Raw genomic sequence first — 25,848 nt, 5'->3', positions numbered from 1 at the left:
CAGTTTTACGCTGGCGGCCTCTTGGTTTATCATCGAAGATGCGTTAAGCAGCACTGACCCCCACTGCTGGCAGGAACAAAAAAAGAGCGCCCCTGATTGTGATGCCCTCTCTATTATAAAGCGATTTAATTAATAATCGTTTCTTCTTCTTCTGAACCAGTTCAACTGGATTGAGCAGCCAATGCTTTATCGATCAATAGAATTACTATCGTACAAGTGTGCGACGCAACGATGCTTAATAGCAAATCCTCAGCCGACCCAATAAAACCGGACGTAGATCACCGCGTTATTTAATTAGTAAACCTGCACCCATAAAAAAAGAGCATCGTTTGATGCTCTTTTACTATTAAGAAGTGATTTATTAGTAGTCGTTTCTTCTTCCACCACCATATCCACCACCGCTACGGTTTCCACCACCGCCGTAGCCACCGCCACCGCGATTTCCACCACCACCACCGTAACCACCACGGCTTCCGCCGCCGCCGCCACCAAAGCTTTTCTTTTTAAATCCGCCGCCACCGCCGGATCCACCTTGCTTAGGTTGAGACTCGTTTACTACGATGTTACGACCTGAAATTTCAGTACCATTTAATGCATCAATTGCAGCTTGACCTTCAGAGTCATTTGACATTTCAACAAAGCCAAAACCTTTACTGCGGTTGTTGTTGAATTTGTCTGTAACGATTTTTGCTGATGCCACTTCTCCATGAGGTGCAAATAGATCAAGAAGATCTTGCTCAGTCATACTCCAACTGAGGTTTCCAACGTAAATGTTCATTGTTTTTAATTTAAGTAATACAAAAAATACCCATAATGAACACAGTAACAATAAGCCAAGAAACATTTACTTGAAACGCTCAACGGAAGATTGCGAAACTGTAAAGATCATTAAAGAGGCCCTACGAAGGTATAATATTTATTTTGGAATTCTAAACAATTTTATATTATACAAATTGATGATTTTTAAGTTGTTTCTTAAATAGAAAAACCCAGCCTTTTGGGCTGGGTTTTATTGAAAATAAAATTGAATATTTTATTCTGCAACAACTTCAAATTCAACTTCAGTTGTGTTACCATTACCGAAATCGATAGTTGCTTTATAAGTACCTAATTCTTTAACCTCGTCCACAATGTTAATGCGTTTGCGGTCAATTTCGTAACCTTTTTGATCGCGGATAGCACGTGCAATTTGCAAAGCTGTAACGCTACCAAAAATTTTACCACTAGTACCAGTTTTCGCACCTACTTTTAAAGCACCTTCTTTAAGTTTTGCTACTACGCTGTTGATTTCAGCGAGCATTTTTTCCTCTTTCTTGCGCTTTTGTTTCAGCTTCTCTTCCAATTGTTTCAAGTTAGAAGGATTTGCTTCAACCGCTTTCTTTTGAGGAATAAGGAAGTTACGAGCGTAACCGTTTTTTACAGTTACCAATTCAGTAGCACCTCCCAGGTTATCTACATCTTGTATTAAGATTACTTGCATGGCTTCCTCCTTACTTTAAAAGATCAGTTACGTACGGCAATATTGCCATTTGACGAGCTTTCTTTATCGCATCTGCAACTTTACGTTGGTACTTTAAAGAGTTACCGGTAATACGACGTGGTAACATTTTACCTTGCTCATTCAGGAATTTTTTCAAAAACTCTGCATCTTTATAATCAATATATTTGATGCCCAGTTTTTTAAAACGGCAGTATTTCTTTTGACGCTTTTCAGTCTTAATGGCCGTTAAATATTTGATTTCATTTGCTTTTGCCATAACTATTAAGCCTCCACTGCTTTTTCGTTTCCTGTTTGTACACCACTTCTCTTTTTAGCATTGTACTCGACGGCGTATTTATCGAGTGCAGTGAACATGTGACGTAGAACGTTCTCGTCACGAAGAAGCTGAATTTTAAGCTTCTCATTGAAGTCGGATGGCGCACTGTACTCCAGAACCCAGTATAAACCGGTAGTCTTTTTCTGGATTGGGTATGCCAGTGATTTTAATCCCCAGGGATTGTTGTGCTGAATCTGGCCATTGTTATCGCTAACAAGATCCATGAATTTTTTCTGAGACGCTTTGAATTCGTCTTCAGAAAGCACAGGGGTAAAAATCACCATCAATTCGTAATTGTTCATTTCCCTGTTTTTAGATTTAAAAAATAATTTGGGCTGCAAAGGTACATGATATGACACACATAACAAAGCTTTAATGCGATTGAATTTCATCTGTTAGATAACAATCATCTCAAATATGCACATTATTAACATATTTACTTGGAAATTAATCATTTGTTAATATCTTGAAGTTTCATCGCGATTTAATTTTGCTTTCCATATAGATAAGGTTTCCAATATCCATCCTTCAGATTGCCCAAAGTCTAGACCATCTTTTACCTTAAAAAAATAAGTATGAAATTTAAAATTTTACATTTTGTAATCGTGCTTTGCTGTGCGCTGGTCTCATTTACTGGAGAGGCACAGATTTTTTCCAAAACTTACGATTTTGCAAGCATTACTACGACCACAGGAAGAATAGATCCCTCTATCGTGCCGACAGCGGCAGGCGTTACATTCGGAAGTTTCACTGCTGTTGGTAGCATGGGCACAAATCCAAACGCAGGTGGGCGATTTAGTTTTCAAAGCTGGCCTACTGGAGCCACGAGTGGGTCTGATGTTTTTACAGGTAGCATTAACACGGGCCAATATTATGAGGTAACACTTTCTCCACAAGCTAATTTTTCTTTATCTCTCACGTCCATCATATTCACATCACAGAGATCCGCAACTGGCATCAGACAATACGCAGTGAGGTCGAGTATTGATGGGTTTGCCAACAACCTTTCTGCATCAATTTCTCCCACTAATAACAATCTGAAGGTTGTTGCCGGCAATGTTTTTCAAACAGTTGATGTCACCACTCCTGTTGCCGAAAACGGAAGTACTGTCACTTTTAATGGCTTTACCAACTTAGCCACGCCCGTTACATTCCGTTTTTATGGTTGGAACGCTGAAGGTACTGGCGGAACATTCAGCATAGATAATGTTACATTTAATGGAGAGGCAACTCCTGCTGTAGGATCGCCGGTTTTGACTGTTAATGCAGGAAGTTTGACTTTTCCCACGACGCCTTTAAATGCGAGCACTACGATCGCCTATACTTTAAAAGGAGAAAATTTATCTGATCCTGTTTCGATAACAACCGCAGCTCCATTTAGTGTATCAGAGAATGGGACAGATTTTAGCACTTCAATTTCTGTTCCTGTTGCGGACGTTGCAATTGATAAAACAATCTACGTGAAATTTTCACCTGCAGTCGCAGGCACCATTGCAGGAACAGTAGTAAATACAAGTGCAAACGCGTTAACAAAAACGATTAATGTTCAGGGGGATGCGGTAGATCCTGCGGTTACGAATTTTGATTTTAATACATGTACATTATCGGGGTTGCCTGCGGGAGGCTTTTTAGCCTATAATGTAACCGGCGCACAAAAATGGGCGTGTTCATTTTATGGACGTAACAATACACATGGTGTGGACATAAATGGTTACTCCGGAAGTTCACTGGAAAATGAGGATTGGCTTATTTCTCCGCCGGTCTATTTAACACAGTTCACTAATATGCCAGTGCTAAGTTTCTACAGCAGGGGAGAGTTTTCAGGACCAAAACTTGAATTGTTTGTATCGACAGATTATGATGGTTTTAGCGCACCATCGACCGCCACATGGACGCCCCTGGAAGGTAACTTTCCAACGCCTCCCGGCGCTTCAACCACTATATTTACTTTGTCTGACAATATCAATTTGTCGGCTTACAAATCCTTTCCTAAAATTTATCTGGCTTTTAAATATACTTCATCTCCTCCAATTGGTGCTGCCAGATGGACGCTGGATGATATTGCAATTACCAATCAAACAAATATTTTTTCGGTTACACCTGTTAGTTTGAATTTTGGTGAAGTTGCTCCTGGCGCAACTTCTTCAGCACAGCCTGTGATCTTACAGGTGATTGGCGGTGGAGATATAACGCTGTCAGCACCTGCCGGATATAAGCTATCGCTTGATAATAACGCCTTTTCAACTAGTGTGGTCGTTCCTGAGGCTGCGGCATCTGTTGGTACAACAGTATATGTACAGTTTACACCGTCAGTTGAACAACTCAAAATTGCAGGAAAGATTAGCTTCACGGGATCGGCGTTAAATAAAAACGCAGTGGATTTGTCAGGGTCATCTCTTTTAAAATCTAAGACTCTCGATGTCGCGTGTTATAATTTGAGCTTCTTTGGATCCAGCGCGGATGGGCCTGTTGATCAATCGGTCGTTGATTTGCGGGTGGCAAATATCACTACGGTTATGCAGCGCATGAATGTTGATATTGTTGGAGTAGAAGAAATTTCCACTTCGTCTGCATTACAAGCCCTGAAGAATAATCTGCCGGGATATGACACCGTGATTTCGCAACGCTGGTCTTATTCGTTTAATCCCCCCGATCCAATCTTTCCTCCTCAGAAAGTAGGATTTATTTACAACACTAACACAATGCACCTGGTGGAGCAAAGGGTTATGTTTGAAAAGCTTTATGACGATGCAAGAAACGGGCTGAGCAATGCGTTGGATGATTATCCAACAGGTTCTCCTTCGAGTTTTTGGTCATCGGGACGATTGCCTTTTATGGCAACGTTTGATGTTGATATTAATGGTGTGACAAAAAGAATAAGGTTCATTGATATTCACGCAAAATCAGCCAGCGGCGATGTTAACGGTGATACTTACAACAGAAGAGTGTATGATGCGAAGGTTTTGAAAGATACGCTGGACACTTATTACAAGAACGATAATATTGTATTTGTAGGAGATTATAACGACAGGATTTTTACTTCAATTTATAACGGACAGGTTTCTCCTTACATCAATTTTAAAAACGATGCAGCCAATTACGATGTATTGACATATGATCTTGACGCTGCCGGTTTAACAAGTTTCCCTGGCGATCCTGGTATGATCGATCACATCATTGTTTCAAATGAGTTGGCGAATAATTACCTTACAAATTCAATTCAAATAGAACCCGCAAATACTTACATTGTAGACTATGGAAAAGCAACGGCATCCGATCATTTGCCAGTATTTGCAAGATTTGATTTGTCAACAACGCCTTTACCAATCACGCTTACTCAGTTTACTGCAACGCCGAAAAAGCAAACCGTTGTTCTTTCATGGATGACCGCTACTGAAATCAACAATGATCATTTTGTGGTGGAGAGGTCGGTCGATGGTAAGAGTTTTTCTGCAATTGCAACAGTGAAAGGCACTGGCAACAGCAGTAGGTTGATAAATTATCAAACCATTGACCAACAGCCTTACAATGGCAAGAATTATTATCGGTTAAGGCAGGTTGATATTGACGGACGCTCTACTTTGTCATCTGTTGTAGTGGTTAATTTCGCCAGTAATAATTTCGTCAACGTATATCCGAATCCGGTTACCAGTTACATAAAAATTGAAGGTTCAGATAATGGAGGAAAATACTCGGCCAGGATTTCTTCAGTGGATGGACGTGTTATGTTGTATACATCCGGAAACTTGTCGCAGGTTAATAACACCGTTAATAATAGGCTCTCAGGCTTTGCCCCCGGGGTTTACATACTGGAACTAAATAATTGTAAACAAAACCTGACACAGAAATTCATGAAACGATAGATGATTGTTTAACAATGTTCTGTCAGGATGAATTCGATCGGCACCTAAGATCCCGGCCACTGAGCCGGGATTTTTTCTGACAATTTTTCCGATCCCACAATTAAAATATCCATTGGCACTCGGTTTGACACAGAGCGGAACGTATTTTTGCCATCTTAAAACAATTATTCAAACCCAGTATAAAAGAATTGAATATGCAAAAGGGAAGTATTCGTGTACAAACGGAAAACATTTTTCCAATTATTAAAAAGTTCCTGTATAGCGAGCATGACATTTTTATTCGCGAATTGGTGAGCAACGCGGTGGATGCCACTCAAAAGTTAAAGACGCTTTCTTCAATTGGCGAAGCAAAAGGTGAGTTGGGAGAGTTAAGAATTGATGTGAAATTAGATACAGAGAAAAAGACAATCACCATCAGCGATCGCGGTATAGGTATGACTGCGGAAGATGTAGACAAATACATTAACCAGGTTGCCTTCAGTGGTGCAGAGGAATTCTTGAATAAATACAAGGGCCAGAACGAAGCCAATATTATCGGGCACTTTGGATTGGGATTTTATTCTTCTTTTATGGTGAGTGACCAGGTGGAGATCTTCAGTAAATCCTACAAAGAAAATAGCACGCCGGTAAGATGGGAATGTGATGGAAGCCCTGAATATACGCTGGAAGAAACTTCTAAAGAATTGAGAGGTACAGATATCGTGATGCATATCAACGCCGAAAGTGAAGAGTTTCTTAGTGCTGAAAGAATTAAAGCTACGCTTGAAAAATTCTGTCGCTTTTTGCCTGTGCCAATTTTCTTTGAAGACAATCAAATTAACAACCCAACGCCCGCATGGACGCGCAAGCCATCGGAGTTAACTGCTGAAGACTATCAAAATTTTTATAAGGAGTTATATCCGTTTAACGAAGCTCCATTGTTCTGGATTCATTTAAACGTTGATTATCCGTTTAACCTCACTGGTATTTTGTATTTCCCTAAGATCAAGCAATCTTATGAAATACAAAAAGACAAGATTCAGTTGTACAGCAACCAGGTGTTTGTAACAGATGAAGTGAAAGATATTGTACCCGAATTTTTAATGCTGTTGCAAGGTGTAATCGATTCTCCGGACATTCCTTTAAATGTAAGCCGCAGCTATTTGCAAGGAGACCCGAATGTGAAAAAAATCAATAATCACATTACAAAGAAGGTCGCCGATAAGCTAGAAGAAATATTCAACAACAATCGTAAAGAGTTTGAAGAAAAGTGGGAGAGTCTCGGGTTGTTTGTGAAATACGGAATGATGACGGATGACAAGTTCTTAGACAAGGCAAACAAGTTCCACATTTTTGAAGATGTTGAGGGCGGAAAATTCTATACGCTTGACGAATATAAAATTGCAACTGAAACACTTCAGAAAAATAAAGAAGGTAAGATTGTAGTATTATACACAACCAATCCGATTCAACAGGATAGTTACATACAGGCCGCTAAAGCAAAAGGTTATATCGTAGTGAAGATGGAAACGCTTGTAGATGCAGCTTTCATCAATAATATGGAAATGAAGTGGAGCGATGTAATGTTTACACGAGTTGATGCGGATATCACCGATAACCTGATCGACAAAAGTGAATCTTCTGATAGTGTATTGAGCAAAGATGAGGAAACTACATTGAAAGAATTGTTTGGTTTCCAGATTCCTGCTTTGCATGTTGCCGTTGAAGTAAAAGGCTTAAGTGCAGATGCTCCACCGGTTGTAGCAACACGTCCGGAATTCATGCGTCGTATGAAAGACATGGCTGCTGTTAGCGGACCGATGGGAAATTTCTATGCAAATATGCCCGATGAAGTAACGTTGACCATAAATGGGAATCACAATATTTATCAGAAAGTATTAAAGCAGCATAATAAATCTAAACAAGAAAGAGTGGTAAGAAATCTTGCTGACCTTGCGTTACTATCGCAAGGGCTGTTAAAAGGAAATGATTTGACCGCATTTATTAACAGAAGTGTGGAATTGATGAATAACGGGCAATAATACGAATGATCAATTGTGAATCGTGAATGAACGCATATCAATCATTCACGATTCACCTTTCACGATTCACCACCTTCGTCCGCAACACAAAAATCGATCACCTTCATTTGAATAGTTTTGGTATTGTTCCATTCATTTTCATCGAGTGTAAAAACAATATTAATCGGGCGATTCATTTGAAGTAAAGGAAACTTATCAGCCATACCAAAGCCAATGCCTGTAAGCGTTATGTTATTTTGTTTAACGACAAATCTGATGTGGCTTTCTTTTACAATTTTGGAGTAAGATGTATTATAAACATTTTTGGCTACAAAAACAGGACGCATGTTTTCAGGCCCGAAAGGCTCCATTTGACAAATGATGTTATAGAACGTTGGTTTGATATCAGCGAATGAAATTTCTGCGTTGATCAGAATTTCGGGAACCAACGATTCTGGTAAAATGGTAGTAGCAACTACTTCTTCAAACTTGCTGCTAAAGTCAGCAACTTTTTCCGGAAGCATCGTCATACCTGCTGCAGCGAAGTGTCCACCGTAGCCGATTAAATGTTCTCGACATGCATGCACTGCTTCATATAAATTAAAACCATTTACACTTCTTGCACTGCCTGCAACCACATCGCCACTTAGAGTTAATACAATAGTGGGTCTGTAAAAATGTTCTATCAATCTTGATGCAACTATGCCCACTACACCTTTGTGCCAGTGCTGCTGGAAAACAACGGTACTCTTTCTGCCGACCATAACTTCATCGCCACGAATGAGCGCCAGAGCTTCCTCGGTTATGGATTTGTCAGCTTCTTTTCTATCCGTGTTGTCAGAGTGAAGCATTTCGGCATAGCTCATAGCTTCCGTCTTGTTCTTGGAAACGAAAAGCTGTACTGCTTTACATGCATCATCCATTCGGCCAGCTGCATTGATACGGGGTGCAATCATGAAGACTAGGCTATTGATATGCATCTCCTTTTCGGAGCCGCTTAATTCCTTTAAAGCTTTAATTCCTTCATTTGGATTTTCGTTAGCTCTTTTTAAGCCAAAGTATGCAAGGACTCGATTTTCTCCTGTTATCGGTACAATATCCGCTGCGATTGCCGTTGCCACTAAATCGAGGTAGCGTAAGTATTCATCTTCTGGTAAGTCGATGCTTTTTGTAAGTGCCGTAATCAGCTTAAATCCAACTCCACAGCCACATAACTCTTTGTATGGGTATTCACAGTCTGGCTGCTTAGGATTTAGAATAGCGTACGCCGGCGGTAAAATTGTATCAGGAAGGTGGTGGTCACACACTATAAAATCAATTCCGAGGGTTTTTGCGTATGCAATCAGTTCGATCGACTTAATACCGCAGTCGAGCGAAACTATTAATGTGAAACCATTTTCAAAGGCATAATCAATTCCAAGTTTGGAAACGCCATAACCTTCCTTGTATCTGTGCGGTATGTAAAAATCAGTTTTGTCTGCTTCATAAACCCTTTGAAAAAATTGGTACATGCAGGCGACAGAAGTTGTTCCATCCACATCGTAGTCGCCAAACACCAGTATTTTTTCCCTGTTTTGCATGGCTTTAATGATACGCTCTACCGCCTTGTCCATGTCCTTCATCAACCAGGGGTCATGCAAATCAGAAAGTTGGGGTCTGAAGAATTGTTTGGCTTCTTCAAAAGTGCTGATATCTCTTTGAACAAGAAGTTTACAGAGAACGGGGTTAATTTTCAGGGAAGTATGCAAAGCCTCCACCGTGGCATTATTTGCCTGCAATATTTTCCATCGTTTTTTGATCATGACAAGTCAATATTTTCGATCGGTGGTATATCTAACAAGCTGTTCTAAACTTTTTCTTACTTCCGATTCCGGAAAAGTATGCAAAATCTCCAAGGCATCATCTCTGTACTGAAACATTTTTTCAGTTGCGTATTGAATTCCGCCTGCTTTAACTACTTCGCTTATTACTTCCTGAACTTTTTCTTTCTTTTTATTTTGATTTTTAACGATGTAAATTAGCTTCTTTCTTAGAGCGTTGTCCGCATTATTAATCGTATAAATAATAGGGAGAGTAAGCTTTTTTTCCTGGATATCATTTCCCGTAGGTTTTCCTACGTCTTCACTGCCATAATCGAAAAGGTCATCCTTTATCTGAAATGCAATACCTACTTTTTCTCCAAACAAACGCATTTTCTCCGCAGTCTCATCACTTTGACTGGTAGAGTAGGCACCCGCGCCACATGCAGAAGCTAACAAAGAGGCTGTTTTGTTAGTGATAATGTCGAAATAAACAGATTCATTAAGATTCAATGTTCTTGCTTTTTCAATCTGCAATAATTCTCCTTCGCTCATTTTCCGGACTGCTTCTGAAAGGATCTGTAATATTCTGAATTCGTTGTTATCCAAAGAGAGCAGCAGGCCTTTTGCAAACAGGTAATCACCGACAAGAACGGAAGCTTTTGCTTTCCACAAGGCATAAGTAGAAAAGAAACCTCTTCGTTCAAACGATTCATCCACAACATCGTCATGAACTAAGGAAGCAGTATGCAATATTTCAACCAATGATGCCGCACGGTAGGTAGATTCATTGACTTCCCCGCACAATTTCGCTGCAAGCAGAACAAACATTGGTCTTAGTTGTTTACCTTTTCGTTTCACGATGAAACTCATGATTCTGTCTAGCAATGCCACATCGCTTTTAACAGAGCCCTTGAACTTTGTAGAAAAAATAGCTAATTCTTCGTTTATGACAGGTAATGACAGCTCCATGCAAAAAGGTTAATCGGGGCAAATTAATACATTGGTTAAATAAAACGGACAATGCAGCAGTTTTTTAATTTTTATTGCCTTTTAATTGATTTTGTGCAACTTAATATACCGAATAAAGCAAAAAATTATTTGGTTTTTAGCGGCCAATTAATACTTTTGTGGCTAGTGTTTCTTTTTTATCTTAAAATTTACTTAAAACTGAGTTATGGTACGCAAAAAGTTTAAATTGTTAACGGCACTCCTATGCCTTACAGCATCCGGAGCTTTTGCCCAGCTTGGAGCAAGCTACGATGTTAAAGACTCTTCTTTAATTTCAAAGAAAAATTTACCTCAGCACAACGAATTTTTGAACAATGCCTATCCTTACCCTGCTAAGCCAAGAAACCAGTGGGAACTTGGTGTTAAGGTTGGTTGGCCTGCAGTAGCTGGTGATGTTCGTTACCAGGCAATGACAGGTGGCTTTGGTGTAAGTGCAAGAAAAGCATTGGGTTATGTTTTCTCTATCAGAGGCGAATACGATTGGATGAGATCAAGAGGTCTTAACTTCTCTCCTTCAATTCCTACATCGACCAACAGTGCATGGGCTGCTTACCCGGCAGGTGCAGCAGTTTTTTATAATTACAGAACAACTATACAGGAATTGAGCGTTCAAGGTGTTGTTACTTTGAACAACATCCGTTTCCATAAAGCTAAAACTGGATTTAACGTATATGGCTTCGGTGGTATAGCAGGTATGATCTATGATACAAAAGTGGACGCACTCGACGGAAACGGAAATCCTTATACTTCCCTTTTCCAGAACGTTATCAATAAATACGGTGGAACTGGTGGCGGATTCACTTATGCAAACAGAAAAGACATCAGGAAAGATTTGAAGGCTGGTATGGACAAATCTTATGAAACGCACGCTGAAACTGATCCGGCTCAACCAAAATTGTTTGGCCAATCGTTCAAGCCAGCTTTGGTACTGGGTGCAGGCGTTCAGTTTAAATTGTCTAAGAAGATGAACCTTCAACTTGAAGACAAATATACTATCGTTAAGTCTGACCTGATCGATGGTCAACAATGGCAGGCTTCTACTATTCCTCAGGGTGCAAGCCGTCCTGCTGGTGTGATGACTCGCGATTTCGATTCTTACAACTTCCTTTCAGTTGGTTTGAACTTCAACCTTGGTGGCAAATCTGTTGAACCATTGTGGTGGCTTAACCCATTGGATTACGCTTACAACGAAATCAACGCTCCTCGTCACATGAAACTTCCAAAACCAGTTTTGGATGATGCTGATGGCGATGGTGTAACTGATCAATTCGATCTTGAACCAAATACTCCGGCTGGTGCTCCTGTTGACTCTCATGGTGTTAGCAAGGATACAGATGGTGATGGCGTTCCTGATTACAAGGATAAAGAACTTATCACTCCAACACAATGTCAACCAGTTGACGCTGATGGCGTAGGTAAATGCCCAGAACCAGACTGCTGTAAAGAACTGAGAAACAACATGATGGCTAAACCAGCAGGTTGTGGTATCGGTGAATTGCCAAGTGTATCTTTTGGCGCGAAATCAGTAAGCTTGAGCAAAGACGCTAAAGCTGTATTGGCAACCGTTGCTCAAAAAATGAAAGACAACGCAAATTGTAAAGTAGCTGTAGTTGGTTATGGTGAGTCTAGCAAAGCTGCTCAGCAATTAAGCTGGGATCGTGTAAATGCAGTGATCAACTACCTTGTTGAAAAAGAAGGTATCAACGCAGACCGTTTGATCTTCAAATATGGTGAAGGCGGTGGTGATGCAAGCACTGTAGATTTAAGAGATGGTTCAAACGAAGAAGGACCTAACACTGTTCCTGCTCCGCATCCAAATCTTAGAAAAAAATAAGATGACTTTTTGCACAATAACTACAAAGCCCTCCATTTGGAGGGTTTTTGTATTATATTAACTATTTCTTTTTGGCGACCTGATTTTTTACGCATTTTTTTGTATAAAACAGTTAACTTTGCCAGCCTTTATGAGATTTTTAATAATAGCATTTACCATAATCATCACATTTTCAGCGTGTTCTTCTTTGTCTAAAGTGCAAAAGAGCAACGACTACGAGTACAAGTACCGTATGGCTGAGCAGTACTACGCGAAAAAGAATTATAACTACGCACAGCAGTTATATGAAGAATTATTTCCTATATTTAAGGGGACTCCCAGATTTGAAGACATGTATTATAAATCTGCGTACAGTGCCTTTTATTTAAAGGATTATCAGAACGCAGAAAATCTTTTTAAAGGATTTGTTGAAGTGTATCCTACAAGTCCGAAAGCTGAAGAAATGGACTATATGCGTGCATATACCTTTTACAAGCAGTCTCCGAAAACAGAGCTTGATCAGACCAATACCTATAAAGCGATGGGTTTGATGCAGACATTTATCAATACACACCCCAGGTCAGAACGTTCGAAAGAAGCGATGGAAATTGTAGATAAATGCCGTCAGAAACTGGAAGAGAAAGAATACTTAAGTGCGTTTTTGTATTACAACATGGGGCAGTATAAAGCAGCTTCTGTTGCGTTTACAACCCTGATCAACGATTTTCCTGATTCACAAAAAAGTGATGAATATAAATTATTCTCAATTAAGTCCTTTTACGAATACGCTGTGTTGAGTATTGCAACGAAGCAGGAAGAGAGATTTGAAAAAGTATTGACAGAATGCAATGAATTTTCAGATCGTTTTCCTGAAAGCAAAATTATCAAAGAGGTAGAGAAATATTCAACTCTGGCTCAAAACAATATTAAAGCTATAAAAAATGAGCAAGTTAAGAAAGCATCTTAGTTCAAGCATGGTAAATACTGCTGAAACTAAAAATTTACTTGAGATTAAAGGTAAAACCGGCAATTTGTATGAATCAATTGCTGTTATAGCAAAAAGAGCAAACCAAATCAATATTGGTTTGAAAGAAGAATTGCACAACAAGCTTGACGAATTTGCAAGTCATACAGATAGCCTTGAGGAAATTCATGAGAACAAAGAGCAAATCGAAATTTCACGTGCATACGAAAGAATGCCGAATCCTGCTCTTATCGCTACACAGGAGTTTCTAGAAGAGAAAATCTATTACAGAAAGAACCAGGAAGACAACCTGTTTAGCTAGTAATATTTTCTAAAATAAATTAAAGCCGTAGGTCAAATTTGATGAGCTACGGCTTTTGGTATTTCTAATACGTGCTTAATTTTTAATATATTTAGGCGACAGGTTCATAGCTTGTCGCTTTTCTTTTTTCTCTTTTGAAACGGCAAATAAACCATAATTTTAGACCCATGTTTCAAGGAAAAAAAATTCTGATTGGAATAACTGGTAGCATAGCAGCCTATAAAACTGTTCTACTTGTGCGTGAGCTTGTGAAGCAAGGAGCGGAAGTAAAGGTAGTAATGACTTCGGCTGCGAAAGATTTTGTAACGCCGCTTACTCTGTCTACACTCTCTAAAAATTCAGTGACTGCAGATCTTTTTGAAAATGATTCCTGGGCGAATCATGTAATGTTGGGTAGATGGGCCGATGTGATGGTTATAGCGCCTTTGAGTTGTAATACATTAGGCAAAATGGCCCATGGTTTATGTGATAATTTGCTTCTGGCAGTTTACCTCTCCGCAACATGCCCTGTCTTTGTTGCTCCTGCAATGGATGACGATATGTGGCATCATCCTTCAACGAAAGAGAATCTGAAAAAAATAAACGATTTTGGCAACCATATTATTCCTGCTGAAAAAGGCGAATTAGCAAGCGGTTTATTTGGTGATGGAAGAATGGCTGAAGTTCAAACTATTCTGGCTACGCTTCAATCACACTTCAATTATCAAAAAGAGCTATCAGGAAAAAAAGCTTTAATTACTGCGGGGCCAACATATGAATTACTCGATCCAGTCCGGTTCATTGGAAATCATTCTTCCGGTAAAATGGGCGTTGCCATTGCAAATGAATTGGTAAAACGAGGAGCTGAAGTAACCCTCGTATTAGGACCCTCAAATGTTTCAGTGGATGAAAAGAAAATAAAAACGTTTCATGTAACCTCGGCTGAAGAAATGTATGAGGTTTGTATTAAACAATTTCCCGAAATGAATTTGGCGGTGATGGCGGCGGCAGTTGCAGATTATACTCCCGTTAACACATTTTCGGAAAAGATTAAGAAAAATGACGGTAATCTTGTACTGGAATTGCAGAAGACAAAAGACATTTTGAAAAGCCTTGGCCAAATTAAAAAAGAGAAACAGCTGTTGGTTGGATTTGCCCTGGAAACGAAAAATGAAGCTGAATACGCAAAGTCGAAGCTTAAAGATAAAAATGCTGATATCATTGTTTTGAATTCTTTAAGAGATAAAGGAGCAGGCTTTGGAACAGATACCAATAAGATAACTATTTTTGAAAAAAGCGGCGCTGCCACTACCTATGACCAAAAGGATAAAGCACTTGTTGCGAAAGATATTGTAGACGTAATTGTAAAAAATATTTATGCGTAAAATTTATTTAATCCTCTCGGTTTTATTGTTGTCGCTACAGCTGTCGAATGCGCAGGAGTTGCAGGCGAAAGTAAGTATTGCATCAAACCGTGTTGGTTCCACGGTTGACAAAAAAGTTTTCCAAACTTTACAAACCTCGCTCAATAATTTCCTGAACAATCGTAAATGGACAAACGATGTTTATCAGCAAAATGAAAAAGTCGTTTGTAATTTTTTGGTGAATATCAGTAGCGCAGGAGAGAATAATATGTTTTCTGCAAGCCTTACAGTGCAAGCTGCGAGACCAATCTATAATTCGAGCTACGATAGTCCGTTGATCAATTTTATCGATGATAACCTTACATTCAGATATGTGGAATTTCAGCAGCTAGACTTTAACGAAAATCGTGTTTCAGGAAACGATGCGGCAGCAGCAAATCTTACGGCTGTATTGGCATACTACGTGTATATCATATTGGGATTAGACTACGATAGCTATGTTCTCAGAGGTGGTGATCCTTACTTTCAAAAGGCACAGAATATAGTTAGCAATGCTCCCGATGGAAGAGACTTGGCCGGATGGAAAGCTTTCGATGGCCAAAGAAACCGCTATTGGTTAATGGAAAATCTCACAAACAACCGTTACTCTATCATCCACGATGCGTTTTATAGCTATTACAGAACGGGCATGGACAAGATGTATGAAGATGACGTTGCAGGACGAAAAGGTATTTTGGCATCTTTAAATTTTCTGAGCAACCTAAATACTCAGAATCCGAACCTGATGATTACCCAATTCTTTTTCCAGGGAAAATCAAATGAGTTAATAAAAATATTTAAGAAATCTCCTGCCGACGAGAAATCAAGGGCGCTTGATCTGCTGTCGCAGCTGGATATTACAAACGTGAATAACTATAAAACGGAGTTGAAATAATTTCCATGTACAAAACAAAATACTGGCTTTTCGCTTTGGTTATATTTCTGGGGTCTTGCGGTGGTAAGAATAAAGTGCCTTCCGGAGTTTTGCAGAAAGATAGCATGCAGAGTGTGATAAAAGATTTGATGAGGGTAGACGAATTTGTAACTATATATGTTGGCAAGGATAGTTCAAAAAATCAAAAATTGGAACGCCTGCGCAGGTACGAGCAAGTATTTGCCTTGCACAAAACATCACAACCTGAATTTAAAAAAAGTCTTGATTATTACAGGGAACAGCCCGAAATGCTCAAAGATATATTTGATTCTGTTTCCACTCGCGACACGGTTAAGGTTGATACGGCTAAGAATCATCTCAAACCTTTAAAACCTGATAGTGCAATGGTCGTTAAGCATGATACCGCTGCCGGAAAAATAAACAGAGCCGACTCTCTACCCCGTCTCAAATTCAGAGCAGACACAGCCATATTACGACGATTCAAAAAACTTAATCAGAAATAATTTTAAGCTTGCTATATGAACAAAGTAGTTGCCAATGCCCTGGAGGCAATAAAGGACATTTCAGACAACACCACCATCATGTTAGGTGGCTTTGGGTTATGTGGAATACCGGAGAACTGCATTAATGCTTTGGTTGAAAAAAATGTAATCAACCTCACCTGCATTTCCAACAACGCTGGAGTAAATGATTTTGGCCTTGGTTTGCTTCTGAAAAAGAGACAGATCAAGAAAATGATGAGTTCCTACGTTGGAGAAAACGACGAATTTGAACGCCAACTTTTAAGCGGAGAACTAGAAGTGGACCTTATTCCTCAAGGCACGCTTGCCACACGTATTGCCATGGCCGGTATGGGAATCCCTGCTTTTTTTACACCCGCAGGATACGGAACCGAAGTTGCTGAGGGCAAAGAGGTTCGTGAATTTGACGGTAAACATTACTTAATGGAAAAAGCCCTGCATGCCCAATTCAGCATTGTAAAAGCATGGAAAGGGGATAAAGCAGGCAACCTTATTTTTCGAAAAACAACACGTAATTTTTCCGCGTCAATGGCCAAGGCAGGAGATATAACAATAGCTGAAGTAGAAGAATTAGTTGAGCCAGGTATGCTTGATCCCGATCAAATACATGTTTCAGGCGTTTACGTGCATCGAATTTTTCAGGGCATTGATTACGAAAAACGCATTGAGAAAAGAACTACGCAATTATAACCACAAAATATTATCCTTAGTATGTTCACCAGCAAGCATACCCTTGTAGAGCGTTTTGGCGTGGATAAAGATATTGCAGCTTTTTTTGTTGACAGGAAAGTCCCTGATCAAAACGATTACTGGAAGGGAAGATTGTTATATGTTTCAAGCGGAACCGGCTATCTTTTTATACCACTTTGGTTTGATCTGCAATGCAGAATTGGCATTGCAAAAGATCTGTTGTTGAATGAAGACTACGTACAACTAACTGAAGCAATTTTGGGTAGCGCAGCAAAACATGAAATGAACAAAATTTCATTGCAAGAGCATGTCGAAAACTGCAAAGCTCTCGTAAACGGAAAAATTAAACAACAGGAACTTTACAACGACCTGTTGACTTTTTTCAGCGATCCTTTATTAAAGCCATACAAGAACATTGGTACTGTAAGCTCCGCTTTGAACAGGGGAGACAGCTTACTGTTCAGTCTTTGTGTTTTGGATACAGACGCTGAAACGATAACCAAACTGGTAAGAGGATGGCAGGCCCTTGTTCCATCTTTTTTATTAATGGATGATGTAATGGATTTGGAGGAAGACAAAAAAAATGGCGAAGAAAACTCTATTGCAGATTTTGGAGTGGGCGGTGAAGGCGTGATAAATGCATTGGATTATCTCGCAGAAAATTTTGAATTCTTAAAACAATACAATCTGAAACTAGGGAACACTTTTGCGAAAGCTTTAATTGCAAAAAAGCAAACTCCATACTTGGCGTCCCTGATTTCTAATTCCTAACTTCTAATCTCTAGTTTATGGCACTCGATAAATTTGGTATTGCACGTCGCATCGCAAAAGAATTGAAAGATGGGATGTACGTGAATCTTGGAATAGGTATACCAACGCTGGTTGCGAACTATGTTCCTGCCGGCATGACAATAATGCTTCAAAGTGAAAACGGGATGATGGGCATGGGGCCGTATCCCGAAGAAAAAAATATAGATGCTGATCTTATCAACGCAGGAAAGGAAACTGTAACCATATTACCGGGCGGCTCTTTTTTTGACAGCGCTGAAAGTTTCGGAATGATCCGCGCAGGAAAGATTGATTTAACTGTCTTAGGTGCCATGGAAGTGAGTGACACCGGCGACATTGCCAACTGGAAAATTCCAGGCAAGATGGTTAAAGGAATGGGGGGAGCGATGGACCTTGTAGCCGGGGCCAAAAAAATTGTGGTAGCAATGATGCATACCAATACTGCGGGACAATCAAAACTATTACCAGAATGTTCTTTGCCGCTTACAGGCGTAAAATGCGTGCATAAAGTGGTAACTGAACTTGCTGTAATGGATGTTACTCCAAACGGCTTTAAATTGCTGGAAAGAGCACCAGGCGTTACAGTGGCGGAAATACAATCAAAAACCGCGGGACGTTTAATTATAGAAGGAGAGATTCCTGAAATGCAGTTGTAAGTAAAAATAAAAACTTAAAGTCAAAAGTCAAAACGCAGTATAGTCAGACGATAACACTGGGTTTTGACTTTTTATTTTTTACTTTTTAATTTTAAAAAAATGCCTGCTTTTAATAACAACATTGTTTAGTAAACCTTAATGACAGCAATCGTTTTTAATTAAATCCTTTTGCCAGGTTTCTTTAATCATTAATGACGATCTGCTAGCTGCCACCGCTACTTTGTTTCCAGTTGCATAAAATGCAGGCAATTATAAAGTAAAAAGATCTTGTCAAGTTTAGGATAAGGTTTTCTCTAGAATTGGATTTTTACTTTCCGGATAATCGCCGGCTTAGGATCTTGGATTAAAGCTTCAATAGATATGGATTTTTTACTAAAACTTAAAAAACTAATTTACGGTCACCTTTATATAAGAACAGTCAGGGGCGTTTTCATAGTTTTGGATAGAAGCTGCGGGGTATTGGATAAAAAGGAAGTTGATTGACATTGGATTTCATTTGGTTTCATAGATATTGAAAAAACTTACTGGACGGTATCAAGGATATTGGAATGAGGTGTCAATCCCTCGTCAATCAACTTGTAACAAAAGTACATGTGAATAAGAATGTGAACAAGAGCGAAACTGCTCTATTTAAAATGTACGGATTTTACACCCACCGTCGGATAAATTCTATTAGATATATAGTGTCCTTACTATACTATATATAGTAGTTTTACTATATTCAGAAAGTGCATTGTAGAATTCCGAAATGTATTAATTTAGTAAAAATACAATAGTATTATTCCAAAAAAATCGTTCAATTTGCAGGCTGGGTTTTAGTAACCGCAGAAAATTCCAAATTACCTTTATGAAAAATCTAGGAAAAGAAAAAGTGATTCAAGTAGTTATAGCCGATGACCATACCCTTTTCAGGGCCGGCGTAAAAACTGCACTTTCTGTGAAAAGTGATGTAGAACTTATCGCAGAAGCCGATAATGGCATGCAGCTTTTGAACCTGCTTAAGCACATTCAACCTGATGTTATTTTATTAGATATTCAAATGCCTATTATGGACGGGCTTGCTACATTGCCTGAAATACGGAAACTTTATCCGGGCATCAAAGTGATCATGTTGTCCATGCACAATGATCATTCTATCATTTCCCGCTTAATGGAAATAGGCGCCAATTCCTATTTGACTAAAAATTCAGATTCCGAGACGATATACGAAGCGATCAGGACTTGCTACGAACAGGAGTTTTTCTTTAATGAGTTAACTAACAAAGCATTGTTGACCGGATTAAGAACTCGCAAAACAGAAGTTCAGCAAAACGAGGAAACACAATTAAGCGAAAAAGAAATAAGAATTCTGAAGCTTATGTGCGAAGAGAGAACAACCAAAGAAATAGCAGATATAGTAGAAATTAGCCCAAGAACAGTTGAGGCGATACGTGATAAATTGAAAGTGAAAACCGGCGCAAAATCGATGGCGGGTTTGGTAATGTACGCCATTAAGAACGGCATTGTTGTAGAAGGGTAGAGACGCATTGAATGCGTCTTTCGGAATGAAACCGCGTTCGCCCTGTTGCACCCCAAAACCCGTTACACCAAAATATTCGAAGAGCGCCTCCTATTACAACCAACAATGAAATAATCAGGCTGCGTTTTTTATATACGACCTAACAGACCCAAGCGAACATTCTTCGCCGAACAATAAATTAACGTATAATACAGCCTTGTTTAACAAGGCTTTTTTAATTTTGATACCATGCTACACTTCATAAGCCACAACGGAAAAATATTAAAAGACGATAAAGCAATTATCACTGCTGATAATAGAAGTTTCAGATATGGCGATGGTTTATTTGAAACAATGAAAGTGATCGACGGGAAAATACAGCTGGAAGAATATCATTTTGACAGGCTACTCAAAGGCATAGAGCTTTTGCAGTTTGACGTGCCTTCCTACTTCTCACCGGAATATTTTTCAAAGCAGATAACCGAGCTGTGCCAGCAAAATCAGCAGCACAAGCTTGCCCGTGTAAGACTAATGGTTTTTAGAGGAAATGGAACCGTGTATGAAATGGAAAACAACTTTCCTAACTATATTATCCAGACCTGGAAGCTGACGGATAATTTTAATGAGTTCAACAATGAAGGATTGTCGATTGACATTTATCAAAATGCAAGAAAAGCGATCGATTCATTTGCCAACTGCAAAAGCAACAATTACTTGCCTTATATTATGGGAGCGTTGTATGCTAAAAAGCAGCAATTAAATGATGCCATTATTCTTAACACAAAAGATCGCATTTGCGATACAACAATCGCCAATGTATTTCTTGTAAAAGACGGTGCGGTAATTACACCATCTCTTCAAGAGGGCTGTGTAGATGGCGTGATGAGAAGATGGTTGCTTAAATGTCTTCCTTCAATAGACATCGAGGTAAAAGAAAATGAAGTGGAGGCTAATGACGTGTTGACCGCAGATGAAGTATTCCTCACCAATTCTATTTACGGATTGCAATGGGTAGAAAAATGCGGAGGAAAAATTTATAGCAATAAGATCGCAAAAAAAATATTTGAAAGTTGCATTCAACCGTTGAATGTAAATGAAGAGATAACTGCATAATGGTCAGATTTTAAGAAGGCAATTTGTTTGCATAAGCGTAAATTTGTTTGAAGCCGGTAATATTGCCGGCTTCAGTCATAATGTGATGTTTATGCCGGTTAATATAATGTGGTTCAGAAGGGATTTACGACTAACAGACAATGCAGCTTTGTATCATGCATTGAAAAGCAACAGTGCAATAGTTCCGGTTTTTATTTTCGACAAAAATATTCTGGATGACTTAGAAGAAAAAGATGATAGCAGGATCACTTTTATTTATCGCGCATTGGAAGAAATGCAGGAGCAATTGGTGAGCATCAAATCTTCACTCGAAGTATATTACGGAACACCGGCAGAAGTTTTCAAAACTTTACTTAAAAAATATACAATTGAAAAAGTCTTTACCAACACAGACTACGAGCCCTATGCCAACAAGCGTGATAAGGAAATTCAGCAGTTGCTAAAAGAAAAAGACATTAGTTTTCATAGTTATAAAGACCAGGTGATTTTTGAGAAGAAGGAAATTGTAAAGGACAATGATGAGCCCTACACGGTATTTACTCCGTATAGTAAAAAATGGAAGGCAGCCTTAACAGAATATCTATACAAAGCATACCCCACGAAAAAGTACTTCGACAATTTTTACAAACAGAAAGAAGTCAAAATTCCATCATACAAAACGATTGGTTTTACGGAGTCAAGTCAACACATGCCATCCAAATCTCTTGATCATGATGTTGTGAAAAATTATACCGGTGATCGTGATTTTCCTGCATTGCATGGAACAACAAGAATGGGCGTGCATCTGAGGTTTGGTACGGTTAGCATTCGCAAGTTGATAAAAGACGCGATTGAATTAAATGGCACTTTTTTAAATGAACTGATATGGCGGGATTTTTTTCAAATGATACTTTTCAATTTTCCACATGTAGGACAAGGAAAGGCTTTCAAGCCTGCATATGATTTTATCAAATGGCGCTATAGTGAAAGGGATTTTAAAAGCTGGTGCGAGGGAAAGACCGGCTATCCCATTGTGGATGCCGGTATGCGTGAATTAAATGAAACGGGCTTCATGCATAACCGTGTGCGAATGATAACGGCTTCTTTTCTCGCAAAACATTTGCTGATCGACTGGCGCTGGGGTGAGGCCTACTTTGCAAAAAAATTACTTGACTTCGACCTGGCTGCCAACAATGGTGGTTGGCAATGGGCCGCGGGAAGCGGGTGTGATGCAGCTCCATACTTTCGCATTTTCAATCCATCATTGCAAACAAAAAGATTTGATCCCAACCTCGAATACATTCGCAAGTGGGTGCCTGAGCTAGATGAATTCAGTTATCCAGACCCAATTGTTGAGCACGAATTTGCGAGAAAGAGATGTTTGGAGGAATATGCAAAAGCGGTGAAGGCAAATAACTGAATAAACTGAATAGACTGAATGGTTGGTTTCGATTTTGGTGTATTACTTTCAACTACTCAGTTTATTCAGTTTATTAAACCTGAGCGGGTTGATTATTTCTTTCGTACACATCCAATAAAGTACTCACGGCCTTTCTTCCATTTTCCCCAAGAGATAGCGAATAATCATTTACATACAACTCAATGTGCTGGCGCATTACATTCTCTTCCATTTCTTGTGAGTGTTGTTTCACATAATCAGGAAGAAAAGGGTAGTGGGCAAATGCATATTCAAGGCTGCGTTTAATTACGCGGTTTACATTTTCGCAGGTTTCTTCGTTGAAAGATTTTTTCATCACAATGCCACCAAGAGGGATAGGACAATTCATTTTTTCTTCCCAATTAGTGCCAAGATCCATCAGTTTTAGGAGTCCTTTTTGCTGATAGGTAAAACGGTTTTCGTGAATGATCACACCGCAATCTACATCGCCATTTAGCACCGCATTTTCTATTTCTGAAAACAACATATACCTCTTGTTCTTCGCACCTGGAAAAGCCATCGAGAACAAAAGATTAGCCGTTGTATTTTCCCCTGGTATTGCAATAGTGCAGGCTGAAATTGCTGAATGGTCAATTTGTTTTTTCGCGATCAACAAAGGGCCAACGCCTTTGCCTAAAGCGCCACCGCTATCAAGAAGTGAATAGTTTTTTTGTAACAAAGGCAATACTCCGTAGCTTATTTTAGTGACGTCAAGCTTGCCTTGTAATGCCCACTGATTAAGCGTTTGCACATCTTCGAGTTGTACATCCAATTCAATACCTTCTGTATCAATTTTATGATTGATCATCGCTTCAAAAATGAAAGTATCGTTGGGGCAGGGAGATATTCCGAGTGTTAGTTTCATAGTTGTTTGTTGATAGTTGATTGTTGTTAGAAGGAAGTAAAAAGTAAAAAATTAAAAGTCAAAAGTTTGCAGCGTTACCTATAACTCAAAACTCACTACTCAAAACCCTTACTACTTCCTCATTCAAATTCACAATCGCCTCCTTAATTTTCCACTTGCTTTTATTTCTCTCACCCACATAATTTGAAATACTGCGGAGTTGAAGGAACGGTGTTTTTTCCTGGCTGCAAATATAGTGCAATGCAGCGCCTTCCATCGATTCAACAACTGCGTTATATTTTCTAACGTATAAATCAATTACCGGTTTAGCAGTTGTTATCTGGTTTACAGTAACACCTGAAACTCTCGGCAGTTTCAAAAGCTTCAATGCGTCCTTATTTTTATTTTTTAAAACTTTAGATGAATAAGGGAAGTCGTTTGGTTTTAGAAAATTCATATCAAACAGATCCTTGTACTCTTTCTTTTCTTTTACACCTAAATCACCTACTATTTCATCTTTCACAATTACCACATCACCCAATTGAAAATCTTTATCAAAACATCCTGCGATACCTGCCTGGATAACGAAGTCGTATTTTTTTTCTGCAAGTTTTCTTGTTAAATGATAAGCTGTTGCAAGCATTCCTATTCCCGCAATGAGGACATCAACCTTTATTTTTTTTTGCTTAATTAATTCTACGGTTGGTGCAATTTCAAAAGGTGTGGCAGCTACCAGTAAGTAGTTCATTATTATTTGTTTAACGGAACAAATGTCGGCAATTAAGGTGAATGGTGAAATGTGAATGGTGAATATCGGAGAGCTGCTTTATTCACGATTCACTTTCACGACTGACGATTCTCGGCCACCATTCTCGTTATGATTCTCCTCATTAAAAATGACAAAAGAAATACCTAGGAAATCCACTTTTTAATATATTTTTGTTGTCTTGCATGTCCATAAAACATGCAAAACGGAAGATTAACTTATGAGCCGCACGTGAGTCTTAAGTACTTGAACAGCAGACTTCTGTTTCAGTTTTAAGGCGGTTAATCTTAAAAACATTTTTAATTTAAAATTGCACTTAAAGAAAGTCGTTTAAGTAAATCAGCATGGCGAAAAAGGTGTCAGTTTACAGGAAAGAGCATTTTAATGCTGCCCATAGGTTGCACAATCCTTCTTTGTCTGCAGAGGAAAACAAAAAGATTTTTGGTAAGTGTAATAATGAAAACTATCACGGCCATAACTATGAACTAATCGTTAAGGTGACAGGCGAGGTTGATAAAACGACGGGATATGTGATGGACATGAAAAGACTTGGCCATATTGTTGAAAAGAACATCATGGACAGGTTCGATCACAAGAACCTTAACCTTGACGTAGCAGAATTTAAAAGTCTTAATCCAACGGCCGAAAATATTGCCATTGTTATATGGGAAATATTGCGCCGCGAAATAGATGAATCTTTGGACGTAAAAGTTATTTTATATGAAACAGAAAGAAATTACGTTGAATTCCCTGCTGAATGAGGACACAATCGATCTAAACATGCTCAACTCAGAAGAAGTAGGAAATGATCATTTGGCAACATCTATGAACACTCCTTTGCGTGCAGACGCATTTGAAATGGATGATGAAACGAAGATCCAAAAGATCGAGCAACACTTTCAATCTATCATGGAAATAATGGGTTTGGATCTTACAGATGATAGCCTGAAAGGAACACCTCACCGCGTTGCGAAAATGTATATTAAGGAAATTTTCAGCGGTCTGAATCCTGCAAATAAGCCGAAAATTGCCTTGTTTGACAACAAGTATAAGTACAACCAAATGCTGGTGGAGAAGGATATTACCTTTTACTCCAACTGCGAGCACCACTTCGTGCCTATTTTTGGTAAGGCCCACCTGGCATATATTTCATCCGGAAAAGTGATCGGGCTAAGCAAACTGAACAGGATTGTTCAATACTTTGCAAAAAGACCACAAGTGCAGGAACGCTTAACTGTTCAAATTGCTACCGAGCTCAAAAAGGTGCTGAATACAGAAGATGTTGCAGTGGTAATTGACGCAAAGCACTTGTGCGTTTCCAGCCGTGGCATTCAGGATACGAATGCCTCCACCGTTACTTCTTTTTACGGAGGAAAATTTCAGAACGCGGGTGTAAAAGAAGAGTTTCTGCAATACATTCAGCTGAAAACTGAACTATAACTGTCGGATCGTTGTAAAATTTAGATACGCCGAGAGATTTATCGCCTGATAAATCTCTTTCTTTTTTACCAAAAGATATATTACTTTAGGCCACGTTCGCCACCCTTGTAAACTTGCGCAACGGCATTTCAACTATTTTAGTACATGTGATTTTCCAGCCACTAACTTTTATATTTTTGCCCACTTGAAAAGAAAAAGTGGGGCTGGGATTCTTGTTAATTTGTTGATAATTACACGATTGTAATCTT

24 protein-coding genes are annotated in these 25,848 nt (G+C 39.0%); 16 read left to right on the top strand and 8 right to left on the bottom strand.

Annotation, left to right across the window (positions count from 1 at the left end; all coding sequences use genetic code 11):
• Nucleotides 1-361: 361 nt before the first annotated feature.
• The 4 genes from QJ048_RS09840 to rpsF form a co-directional block, all read right to left on the bottom strand.
• The gene (locus QJ048_RS09840; protein ID WP_282334168.1) at nucleotides 362-778 is read right to left on the bottom strand and encodes an RNA-binding regulator; all 417 of its coding nucleotides are present in this window, start codon (nucleotides 776-778) and stop codon (nucleotides 362-364) included.
• Between the two features lie 255 nt (nucleotides 779-1,033).
• Nucleotides 1,034-1,480 carry a 50S ribosomal protein L9 gene (rplI, locus tag QJ048_RS09835; RefSeq protein ID WP_217791811.1) on the bottom strand — a complete coding sequence of 149 codons (447 nt, stop codon included), beginning with the start codon at nucleotides 1,478-1,480 and terminating at the stop codon, nucleotides 1,034-1,036.
• 10 nt (nucleotides 1,481-1,490) lie between these two features.
• Nucleotides 1,491-1,757 (bottom strand): 30S ribosomal protein S18, encoded by a 267-nt coding sequence (gene rpsR / locus QJ048_RS09830; RefSeq protein WP_217791812.1) that lies wholly within the window; start codon nucleotides 1,755-1,757, stop codon nucleotides 1,491-1,493.
• A 5-nt stretch (nucleotides 1,758-1,762) separates the two neighbouring features.
• Nucleotides 1,763-2,119 (bottom strand): 30S ribosomal protein S6, encoded by a 357-nt coding sequence (rpsF, locus tag QJ048_RS09825; protein ID WP_282334167.1) that lies wholly within the window; start codon nucleotides 2,117-2,119, stop codon nucleotides 1,763-1,765.
• A gap of 273 nt (nucleotides 2,120-2,392) precedes the next feature.
• Between rpsF and QJ048_RS09820 the strand changes: the two genes are divergently transcribed.
• Together QJ048_RS09820 and htpG are read left to right on the top strand one after the other, a co-directional pair.
• Nucleotides 2,393-5,680 (top strand): T9SS type A sorting domain-containing protein, encoded by a 3,288-nt coding sequence (locus QJ048_RS09820; protein WP_282334166.1) that lies wholly within the window; start codon nucleotides 2,393-2,395, stop codon nucleotides 5,678-5,680.
• Between the two features lie 194 nt (nucleotides 5,681-5,874).
• Nucleotides 5,875-7,701, top strand: a complete 1,827-nt coding sequence (gene htpG / locus QJ048_RS09815) for a molecular chaperone HtpG (protein ID WP_282334165.1) — start codon at nucleotides 5,875-5,877, stop codon at nucleotides 7,699-7,701.
• A gap of 59 nt (nucleotides 7,702-7,760) precedes the next feature.
• On the opposite strand, the gene recJ is transcribed toward htpG, so the two are convergent.
• Nucleotides 7,761-9,482 carry a single-stranded-DNA-specific exonuclease RecJ gene (gene recJ, locus QJ048_RS09810; protein ID WP_282334164.1) on the bottom strand — a complete coding sequence of 574 codons (1,722 nt, stop codon included), beginning with the start codon at nucleotides 9,480-9,482 and terminating at the stop codon, nucleotides 7,761-7,763.
• 6 nt (nucleotides 9,483-9,488) lie between these two features.
• Nucleotides 9,489-10,451: a polyprenyl synthetase family protein gene (locus QJ048_RS09805; protein WP_282334163.1), complete on the bottom strand. Its 963-nt coding sequence runs from the start codon at nucleotides 10,449-10,451 to the stop codon at nucleotides 9,489-9,491.
• 205 nt (nucleotides 10,452-10,656) lie between these two features.
• On the opposite strand from QJ048_RS09805, the gene QJ048_RS09800 reads away from it, so the two are divergent.
• The 12 genes from QJ048_RS09800 (at nucleotide 10,657) to QJ048_RS09745 (ending at nucleotide 22,532) form a co-directional block, all read left to right on the top strand.
• Complete coding sequence (locus tag QJ048_RS09800) at nucleotides 10,657-12,324, top strand: OmpA family protein (RefSeq protein ID WP_282334162.1); 1,668 nt, start codon at nucleotides 10,657-10,659, stop codon at nucleotides 12,322-12,324.
• Nucleotides 12,325-12,454: 130 nt separating this feature from the next.
• Entirely contained in the window at nucleotides 12,455-13,270 is an 816-nt protein-coding gene (locus QJ048_RS09795; RefSeq protein ID WP_282334161.1) for an outer membrane protein assembly factor BamD, read from the top strand.
• Nucleotides 13,245-13,589 carry a DNA-directed RNA polymerase subunit omega gene (locus tag QJ048_RS09790; RefSeq protein WP_217791819.1) on the top strand — a complete coding sequence of 115 codons (345 nt, stop codon included), beginning with the start codon at nucleotides 13,245-13,247 and terminating at the stop codon, nucleotides 13,587-13,589. The genes QJ048_RS09795 and QJ048_RS09790 overlap by 26 nt, the downstream gene beginning before the upstream one ends.
• Before the next feature lie 167 nt (nucleotides 13,590-13,756).
• Complete coding sequence (gene coaBC, locus QJ048_RS09785; protein ID WP_282334160.1) at nucleotides 13,757-14,953, top strand: bifunctional phosphopantothenoylcysteine decarboxylase/phosphopantothenate--cysteine ligase CoaBC; 1,197 nt, start codon at nucleotides 13,757-13,759, stop codon at nucleotides 14,951-14,953.
• Complete coding sequence (gene porD, locus QJ048_RS09780) at nucleotides 14,946-15,866, top strand: type IX secretion system protein PorD (RefSeq protein ID WP_282334159.1); 921 nt, start codon at nucleotides 14,946-14,948, stop codon at nucleotides 15,864-15,866. Before coaBC ends, porD begins: the two co-directional genes overlap by 8 nt.
• 5 nt (nucleotides 15,867-15,871) lie before the next feature.
• Nucleotides 15,872-16,369 (top strand): DUF4296 domain-containing protein, encoded by a 498-nt coding sequence (locus tag QJ048_RS09775; protein WP_282334158.1) that lies wholly within the window; start codon nucleotides 15,872-15,874, stop codon nucleotides 16,367-16,369.
• Between the two features lie 15 nt (nucleotides 16,370-16,384).
• Nucleotides 16,385-17,077, top strand: a complete 693-nt coding sequence (locus QJ048_RS09770; protein ID WP_282334157.1) for a CoA transferase subunit A — start codon at nucleotides 16,385-16,387, stop codon at nucleotides 17,075-17,077.
• A 21-nt stretch (nucleotides 17,078-17,098) separates the two neighbouring features.
• A complete protein-coding gene (locus tag QJ048_RS09765; RefSeq protein WP_282334156.1) occupies nucleotides 17,099-17,848 on the top strand; it encodes a hypothetical protein in 750 nt (249 codons plus the stop codon).
• A 17-nt stretch (nucleotides 17,849-17,865) separates the two neighbouring features.
• Nucleotides 17,866-18,522, top strand: coding sequence for a 3-oxoacid CoA-transferase subunit B (locus QJ048_RS09760; RefSeq protein WP_282334155.1), 657 nt, complete (start codon nucleotides 17,866-17,868; stop codon nucleotides 18,520-18,522).
• 847 nt (nucleotides 18,523-19,369) lie between these two features.
• Nucleotides 19,370-20,041, top strand: a complete 672-nt coding sequence (locus tag QJ048_RS09755) for a response regulator transcription factor (RefSeq protein ID WP_282334154.1) — start codon at nucleotides 19,370-19,372, stop codon at nucleotides 20,039-20,041.
• 228 nt (nucleotides 20,042-20,269) lie between these two features.
• A complete protein-coding gene (locus QJ048_RS09750) occupies nucleotides 20,270-21,133 on the top strand; it encodes an aminotransferase class IV (protein WP_282334153.1) in 864 nt (287 codons plus the stop codon).
• A gap of 91 nt (nucleotides 21,134-21,224) precedes the next feature.
• Nucleotides 21,225-22,532 (top strand): cryptochrome/photolyase family protein, encoded by a 1,308-nt coding sequence (locus tag QJ048_RS09745; RefSeq protein WP_282334152.1) that lies wholly within the window; start codon nucleotides 21,225-21,227, stop codon nucleotides 22,530-22,532.
• 73 nt (nucleotides 22,533-22,605) lie between these two features.
• On the opposite strand, the gene QJ048_RS09740 is transcribed toward QJ048_RS09745, so the two are convergent.
• On the bottom strand, nucleotides 22,606-23,415 hold the full coding sequence (locus tag QJ048_RS09740; protein WP_282334151.1) for a 1,4-dihydroxy-6-naphtoate synthase: 810 nt from the start codon (nucleotides 23,413-23,415) through the stop codon (nucleotides 22,606-22,608).
• Between the two features lie 85 nt (nucleotides 23,416-23,500).
• Nucleotides 23,501-24,142 carry a futalosine hydrolase gene (gene mqnB, locus QJ048_RS09735; protein WP_282334150.1) on the bottom strand — a complete coding sequence of 214 codons (642 nt, stop codon included), beginning with the start codon at nucleotides 24,140-24,142 and terminating at the stop codon, nucleotides 23,501-23,503.
• A 362-nt stretch (nucleotides 24,143-24,504) separates the two neighbouring features.
• Between mqnB and QJ048_RS09730 the strand changes: the two genes are divergently transcribed.
• Nucleotides 24,505-24,921 carry a 6-pyruvoyl trahydropterin synthase family protein gene (locus QJ048_RS09730; RefSeq protein WP_282334149.1) on the top strand — a complete coding sequence of 139 codons (417 nt, stop codon included), beginning with the start codon at nucleotides 24,505-24,507 and terminating at the stop codon, nucleotides 24,919-24,921.
• Nucleotides 24,881-25,600 (top strand): GTP cyclohydrolase I FolE, encoded by a 720-nt coding sequence (folE, locus tag QJ048_RS09725; protein WP_282334148.1) that lies wholly within the window; start codon nucleotides 24,881-24,883, stop codon nucleotides 25,598-25,600. Before QJ048_RS09730 ends, folE begins: the two co-directional genes overlap by 41 nt.
• Nucleotides 25,601-25,848: the final 248 nt, after the last annotated feature.

Source organism: Pinibacter soli (assembly GCF_029961145.1).
GTDB classification, from domain to species: domain Bacteria; phylum Bacteroidota; class Bacteroidia; order Chitinophagales; family Chitinophagaceae; genus Pinibacter; species Pinibacter soli.
This window is presented reverse-complemented; position numbering and strand designations above follow the sequence as displayed.

Coding starts and splice junctions, on each gene's coding strand:
- QJ048_RS09790 (WP_217791819.1), top strand. CDS start 13,245: ATGAGCAAGTTAAGAAAGCATCTTAGTTCAAGCATGGTAAATACTGCT.
- QJ048_RS09770 (WP_282334157.1), top strand. CDS start 16,385: ATGAACAAAGTAGTTGCCAATGCCCTGGAGGCAATAAAGGACATTTCA.
- htpG (WP_282334165.1), top strand. CDS start 5,875: ATGCAAAAGGGAAGTATTCGTGTACAAACGGAAAACATTTTTCCAATT.
- QJ048_RS09775 (WP_282334158.1), top strand. CDS start 15,872: ATGTACAAAACAAAATACTGGCTTTTCGCTTTGGTTATATTTCTGGGG.
- QJ048_RS09745 (WP_282334152.1), top strand. CDS start 21,225: ATGCCGGTTAATATAATGTGGTTCAGAAGGGATTTACGACTAACAGAC.
- rpsF (WP_282334167.1), bottom strand. CDS start 2,119: ATGAACAATTACGAATTGATGGTGATTTTTACCCCTGTGCTTTCTGAA.
- QJ048_RS09765 (WP_282334156.1), top strand. CDS start 17,099: ATGTTCACCAGCAAGCATACCCTTGTAGAGCGTTTTGGCGTGGATAAA.
- porD (WP_282334159.1), top strand. CDS start 14,946: ATGCGTAAAATTTATTTAATCCTCTCGGTTTTATTGTTGTCGCTACAG.
- QJ048_RS09760 (WP_282334155.1), top strand. CDS start 17,866: ATGGCACTCGATAAATTTGGTATTGCACGTCGCATCGCAAAAGAATTG.
- QJ048_RS09730 (WP_282334149.1), top strand. CDS start 24,505: ATGGCGAAAAAGGTGTCAGTTTACAGGAAAGAGCATTTTAATGCTGCC.
- rplI (WP_217791811.1), bottom strand. CDS start 1,480: ATGCAAGTAATCTTAATACAAGATGTAGATAACCTGGGAGGTGCTACT.
- coaBC (WP_282334160.1), top strand. CDS start 13,757: ATGTTTCAAGGAAAAAAAATTCTGATTGGAATAACTGGTAGCATAGCA.
- QJ048_RS09795 (WP_282334161.1), top strand. CDS start 12,455: ATGAGATTTTTAATAATAGCATTTACCATAATCATCACATTTTCAGCG.
- folE (WP_282334148.1), top strand. CDS start 24,881: ATGAAACAGAAAGAAATTACGTTGAATTCCCTGCTGAATGAGGACACA.
- QJ048_RS09800 (WP_282334162.1), top strand. CDS start 10,657: ATGGTACGCAAAAAGTTTAAATTGTTAACGGCACTCCTATGCCTTACA.
- QJ048_RS09820 (WP_282334166.1), top strand. CDS start 2,393: ATGAAATTTAAAATTTTACATTTTGTAATCGTGCTTTGCTGTGCGCTG.
- mqnB (WP_282334150.1), bottom strand. CDS start 24,142: ATGAACTACTTACTGGTAGCTGCCACACCTTTTGAAATTGCACCAACC.
- QJ048_RS09805 (WP_282334163.1), bottom strand. CDS start 10,451: ATGGAGCTGTCATTACCTGTCATAAACGAAGAATTAGCTATTTTTTCT.
- rpsR (WP_217791812.1), bottom strand. CDS start 1,757: ATGGCAAAAGCAAATGAAATCAAATATTTAACGGCCATTAAGACTGAA.
- QJ048_RS09750 (WP_282334153.1), top strand. CDS start 20,270: ATGCTACACTTCATAAGCCACAACGGAAAAATATTAAAAGACGATAAA.
- QJ048_RS09840 (WP_282334168.1), bottom strand. CDS start 778: ATGAACATTTACGTTGGAAACCTCAGTTGGAGTATGACTGAGCAAGAT.
- recJ (WP_282334164.1), bottom strand. CDS start 9,482: ATGATCAAAAAACGATGGAAAATATTGCAGGCAAATAATGCCACGGTG.
- QJ048_RS09755 (WP_282334154.1), top strand. CDS start 19,370: ATGAAAAATCTAGGAAAAGAAAAAGTGATTCAAGTAGTTATAGCCGAT.
- QJ048_RS09740 (WP_282334151.1), bottom strand. CDS start 23,415: ATGAAACTAACACTCGGAATATCTCCCTGCCCCAACGATACTTTCATT.